This is a genomic window from Staphylococcus sp. EG-SA-2 (genome assembly GCF_017152085.1).
Genome location: NZ_JACYHC010000447.1, coordinates 1 through 4,960, shown reverse-complemented (window position 1 = coordinate 4,960; position 4,960 = coordinate 1). Strand labels below are relative to the sequence as shown.

The window sequence follows — 4,960 nt, the reverse complement described above, 5'->3', positions numbered from 1 at the left end:
ATGGAACCACCATGCTCTTCGATAATCATTTTACAAATGAACAAACCTAAACCGGTACCTTGTTTACCTCGCGTTCTCGCTGCATCAACTTTATAAAAACGATCAAATACTTGTTGTAAATGTTCTGGTGCAATGCCTGTGCCTGTATCTTTAATGTATAAAATATCTTCGCTTTCATTTTCATCACAAGTAATTGCAATTTCATCTCCAGGTTTCGTATAACGTGATGCATTATCAATTAAGTTCGTTAGTACTTGGTCCATGCGATCCATATCATAACTCCAAACACGCTTCTTACAATAATTAAAAGTCATATTTAGACCTAAATCATCAGCTTGTTGGCGATACTTAATTTTCATCTTATCTAGTAACGCTGCAATAGGCTGAACTTCTTTATTTACGGATAACCCTTCAGCATCCATGCGTGCGACATTTAACAATTCATTAACTAATCGATTTAAACGTTTCGATTCATCAAGGACAACGGCGAGCGATTCTTTTATTTCATCCGGTTCTGTAACAATACCATCTACAATTGATTCAGTATAACCTTGTAGTAATGATATAGGTGTTCGTAATTCATGTGATACATTAGCAATGAAATCTTTCTTCATTTGATCTAGATTGTGCTCATTAGTCATATCACGAACTGTCACAACAACACCACTTTTACCTCCCTGTTCAATCTTATCGATATAGCTTGTGGTCACAACAAAGAATCGTGCATTCATTTCTAAATCACGCATTTCCGTTTGTTTTGATTTAAAAGTATCTTCAATTTGTCTTAATAAGAAAGCTTTAGCATCTTCATCAATATTGTCCATAATATCATTCGCCATCTTATTAGATAAGATAATTTGTCGACTCTCATTAATACCTAGGACACCTTCTACCATAGAGTTAATTAAGCTGTCTCTAATATTTTTAGATGTGGATAATGCGTCGACATGCTCTTCGATTTCTGTACTCATCTGATTAAATGCCTGCGATAATTGACCAATTTCATCTTTCGTTGTGACAGAAGGTTTATAAGAGTAATCCCCTTCAGATACACGTGTAGCTTGGTCTCTTAAACGTCTTAAAGGTTTTGTAATTCTTGACGATAAGAAAAACGCAAAGACTGTTGTAATTGTTAAGAAAATAACAGCCGTAATTATAGTGATAATCGTAATAGCATTATTTGTATCTTCGATTGATTTCAAGTCTTTATATATAAAGACTCCACTATATTTGCTATGACTATTCTTCTGTGCTTTTGTTGGATAGCCTAACAAAATATATGTTTGAGATGAACCCTTTTCTTTAATCGTTACATTTCGAGTAACAGATTTACCTTTATCAAACACATCGTCAAAATGGTCGTTGTTGACTACTTCATTCAACATTTGCTTTTTAATATTAGAAAGTGAAGCCGTTGATTGACGATGTTTATTATTTATAATCATCAACCCACCAGGATTTTCAATTAATGTTTGACTATATTTTATTGCTTCTTCTTTATTATGTGATTGTTCGACCAGTGAACTTATACGTCTAGCATCTTCTCTTATGGCATTTTCGGTTTCTTGTGTGAAATAGTATTGCATAAAGGTAATTAAAGCAATACTTAATAAAATTAAAACTGTCGTCACTATTAAAATAATAGTTAACCACAGTTTAATTACGACACTATTTAGCCGGCTCATCATTAGATTTAACCTCAAATTTATACCCAACGCCCCAGACTGTTTGAATCATATGCGCAGCTTCGCTAGACACACGATTTAACTTTTCTCTAAGTCGTTTAACATGAGTATCAACTGTTCTTAAATCACCATAGAATTCATAATGCCAAACTTCTTTTAATAATTGTTCACGGTCAAATACTTTATTTGGTGTTTTAGCTAAATATATTAATAATTCGTACTCTTTAGGAGTCAAATTAACTTCTTGATTATCAGCAAGTACGCGATGTGCATCATTATCTATTTCTAAATGTTTAAATTCAATCACATCACGTGCGTGAGGTTCGCTTTGTTCTACAGTTGTAGATTGCGTTCTTCTTAGAAGTGCTTTAACTCTTAAGACTACTTCTCTTGGTGAAAATGGTTTGACGATATAATCATCTGCACCAGATTCAAAACCTTCAACACGGTTTGTTTCTTCACCTTTAGCAGTCAACATAATAATCGGTGTTTGTTTATGTTCACGCAATTTAGTTGCCACCTGGATACCATCCATTTCAGGCAACATTAAATCTAGTAGTATGCAAGCATAATTATTCTCCATTGCAAGTTCATAAGCCTCTTGGCCATTACTTGCTTCATGGATTTCAAAAGATTCTCTTTCTAAATACATTTTAAGTAATCTTCTGATTCTATCCTCATCATCTACGATAAGTATTTCGTTCGACATACAGGTCATACCTCCCACACATGCTTTTCTTTACAAAAGTATTATATCACAGGAAAGCGCATACAGTTATTAAAAACCTAAAATTTTGTGAAAAAATTCTCAAACTTTGTGATAAATACATATTTTATTTAATTATTTCCCATGTTCTGCTAAATGACGCATCACTTTTACTTCATGAGGCGTCAATACACGTCCTTCACCAGCATTCAAACCGACAACATTTAAAGGCCCATATTCAATACGAGACAGTTTCGTCACTTGATGACCAAAATGTTCGAACATTCTTCTGACTTGGCGATTACGACCTTCTGTAATTGTAATTTCAACCAATGTTGTGTTTTTATCTTTATCTTGTTTCTTAACTTTCACTTCAGCCGGTTGCGTCATACCATCTTCTAATTCAATACCTTTTTCTAGGGCTTTCACTTCTTTTCTCATTAAGTAACCTTTTAATTTTGCTACATATTTCTTCTTAATTTGATATCTTGGATGTGTCATTAAATTAGTAAATTCACCATCATTTGTAAGTAATAACAATCCAGAAGTATCATAGTCTAAACGACCAACAGGATAAATACGTGCTTCTATATCTTTAAAGTAATCTGTAACCACTGTACGTCCTCTATCATCAGATACACTTGTTATCACTTGAGTTGGTTTATGGAATAAAATGTAAATTTTGTCTTCTAGTTCTATTTTAATACCTTCAACTTCAATCGTATCTGATGGCTTCACTTTTGTTCCTAATTCAGTGACAGTCGTACCATTCACTTTCACTTTTCCTTCAGAAATTAAAGTTTCTGCCTTACGTCTTGAAGTATAACCGCTATTAGCTATACGTTTTTGTAATCGTTCTAATTCTTTAGTCATTATTTTCTCCTTTTTGATTGACTAGATTACTGAAAAAAGCATCCATTTCTTCATCGTCTTCTTCAGTTGTCGGCAAATCTTCTATATTGGAAATACCAAATACATTTAAAAATAAATCAGTAGTAATTAACTGTTGGCTACGCTGTTCATTAACCACTTTAGCCTCAACTAGTCCTTTGGCAATCAATGTCTTAACTGCACCATCTGAATTGATACTACGAATTAATTCAATATCACTTCTTGATAATGGCTGGTTATAAGCAATAATTGATAGTACTTCCATTGCTGCTTGTGATAATTTCATTTGTGACTTTTGTTCAATTAATTGTTCAATATACGTTGCCGCTTCTTTTTTAGTCGTTAAAACATACGTCGTTCCAAATCGTTGTATCATTAATCCATGTGATGAATAATTTTCAATTAATTCAACGAGTTGGTCTTTCGACATATCTAATATTTCTAATAGTTGTTTTTCATCTAAACCTTCATCGCCAGCTGTAAATAAAAGCGACTCTAATATACCATGATTATCCAAAATGGTAGTTCACTCCTCTAATAATGTTAATATCTTCAAAATTACGTTGTTGCTCAATATTAATTATTCCTGCTTTTGACATCTCTAAAATAGCTAAAAAGTGAGTGACTACTTGTTCAATTGGCTCAGAAAACGTAAACAGACTAAAGAAGTTAAAATGATCTTTATCTTTCAATCTCGATGTCACTTGTTCTGTAGCTTGTTGAATGGTAAATGTCTCTTTTCGGATTTCAACAGATTTAGGTGTATTTAACTCAACTCTATTTTTAACTCTTTGATAAGCTACAATTAATTCAGTTAAATCAATCGTATGATTTGGATCCCAAGATTCATCTGTTTCCAAATGAGATAAATCTGTCGGTCTTTTTGTAAAATAAAAATCTCTTTCTTCTTTCATGTCATTTAAAATAGCAGTATATTCTTTATAATTTTGATATTCTATTAAACGCCCAACTAAATCTTCCCGTGGGTCATCATCAACATCCATATCTGATGTTGATTGTGGTAATAGCATCTTACTTTTAATCATTAAGAGTTCTGACGCTAATACTAGGTATTCACTTGCAATATTAATTTCAAGCTGTTTCATTGCATGAACGTACTGCATATACTGCTCTGTTAATGCTTGCATAGGAATATCATAAATATCTATTTCAAATTTTTGGATAAGATGCAGCAATAAATCTAATGGTCCATTGAAAGCATCTAATTTAACTTCATACATAATATCTACCTCGTATTGCGTCATATGTGCATAATTCTCTAAAATATTATAGCATGAAAATAACTTACTTTTAAATTGGGGTGATAACAAAATGCAACAGGCACTGATAAATTTCTATTATCAATTTCATACTAAGCAACATTATTTCCTATGTCATGACATTTTAGAAGATGCATGGAAAGCTGAAAATAACTACAGTAAGCAAGATGCAGTTGTTAGTTTAATCTTGTTTGCAACTGCTTGTTACCATTATCGCCGCAATAATTTAAAAGGCGCCTATAAGTCTTTTAATAAATCTAAAGAAATAATACAAAATGCTAAAGATAGAGATGCGTTATACCTTAATTTAAATGATTATCAATTGTTAATTGAGCAACAGATTGCAAAATTGAATGCAGCAAAGCCTTTTTCATCTGTTATATTACCAATAACTCCAG

6 protein-coding genes are annotated in these 4,960 nt (G+C 32.4%); 1 reads left to right on the top strand and 5 read right to left on the bottom strand.

The genetic code is table 11. The features are described 5' to 3' along the window. From srrB to IDG60_RS05805, 5 genes are all read right to left on the bottom strand, one after another. The coding region (srrB, locus tag IDG60_RS05825) for a two-component system sensor histidine kinase SrrB (protein ID WP_156978969.1) at positions 1-1,688 on the bottom strand (1,688 nt) is incomplete at its 3' end. Beyond that, positions 1,669-2,394, bottom strand: coding sequence for a two-component system response regulator SrrA (gene srrA, locus IDG60_RS05820; RefSeq protein ID WP_000064078.1), 726 nt, complete (start codon positions 2,392-2,394; stop codon positions 1,669-1,671). The genes srrB and srrA, both read right to left, overlap by 20 nt. Before the next feature lie 132 nt (positions 2,395-2,526). Then, positions 2,527-3,264 carry a pseudouridine synthase gene (locus tag IDG60_RS05815; RefSeq protein ID WP_103182740.1) on the bottom strand — a complete coding sequence of 246 codons (738 nt, stop codon included), beginning with the start codon at positions 3,262-3,264 and terminating at the stop codon, positions 2,527-2,529. After that, complete coding sequence (scpB, locus tag IDG60_RS05810; protein WP_000368656.1) at positions 3,257-3,799, bottom strand: SMC-Scp complex subunit ScpB; 543 nt, start codon at positions 3,797-3,799, stop codon at positions 3,257-3,259. The genes IDG60_RS05815 and scpB overlap by 8 nt, the downstream gene beginning before the upstream one ends. Next, positions 3,792-4,523 carry a segregation and condensation protein A gene (locus tag IDG60_RS05805; protein WP_000273371.1) on the bottom strand — a complete coding sequence of 244 codons (732 nt, stop codon included), beginning with the start codon at positions 4,521-4,523 and terminating at the stop codon, positions 3,792-3,794. Before IDG60_RS05805 ends, scpB begins: the two co-directional genes overlap by 8 nt. 91 nt (positions 4,524-4,614) lie before the next feature. Here IDG60_RS05805 and IDG60_RS05800 point away from each other — a divergent pair. After that, positions 4,615-4,960 (top strand): DUF309 domain-containing protein (locus IDG60_RS05800; RefSeq protein ID WP_206160554.1); only part of this gene is annotated, 346 nt, incomplete at its 3' end.

What these genes read in the sequence shown, in the direction of transcription:
- srrA (WP_000064078.1), bottom strand. Translation starts at nt 2,394, where the DNA reads ATGTCGAACGAAATACTTATCGTAGATGATGAGGATAGAATCAGAAGA.
- IDG60_RS05815 (WP_103182740.1), bottom strand. Translation starts at nt 3,264, where the DNA reads ATGACTAAAGAATTAGAACGATTACAAAAACGTATAGCTAATAGCGGT.
- IDG60_RS05805 (WP_000273371.1), bottom strand. Translation starts at nt 4,523, where the DNA reads ATGTATGAAGTTAAATTAGATGCTTTCAATGGACCATTAGATTTATTG.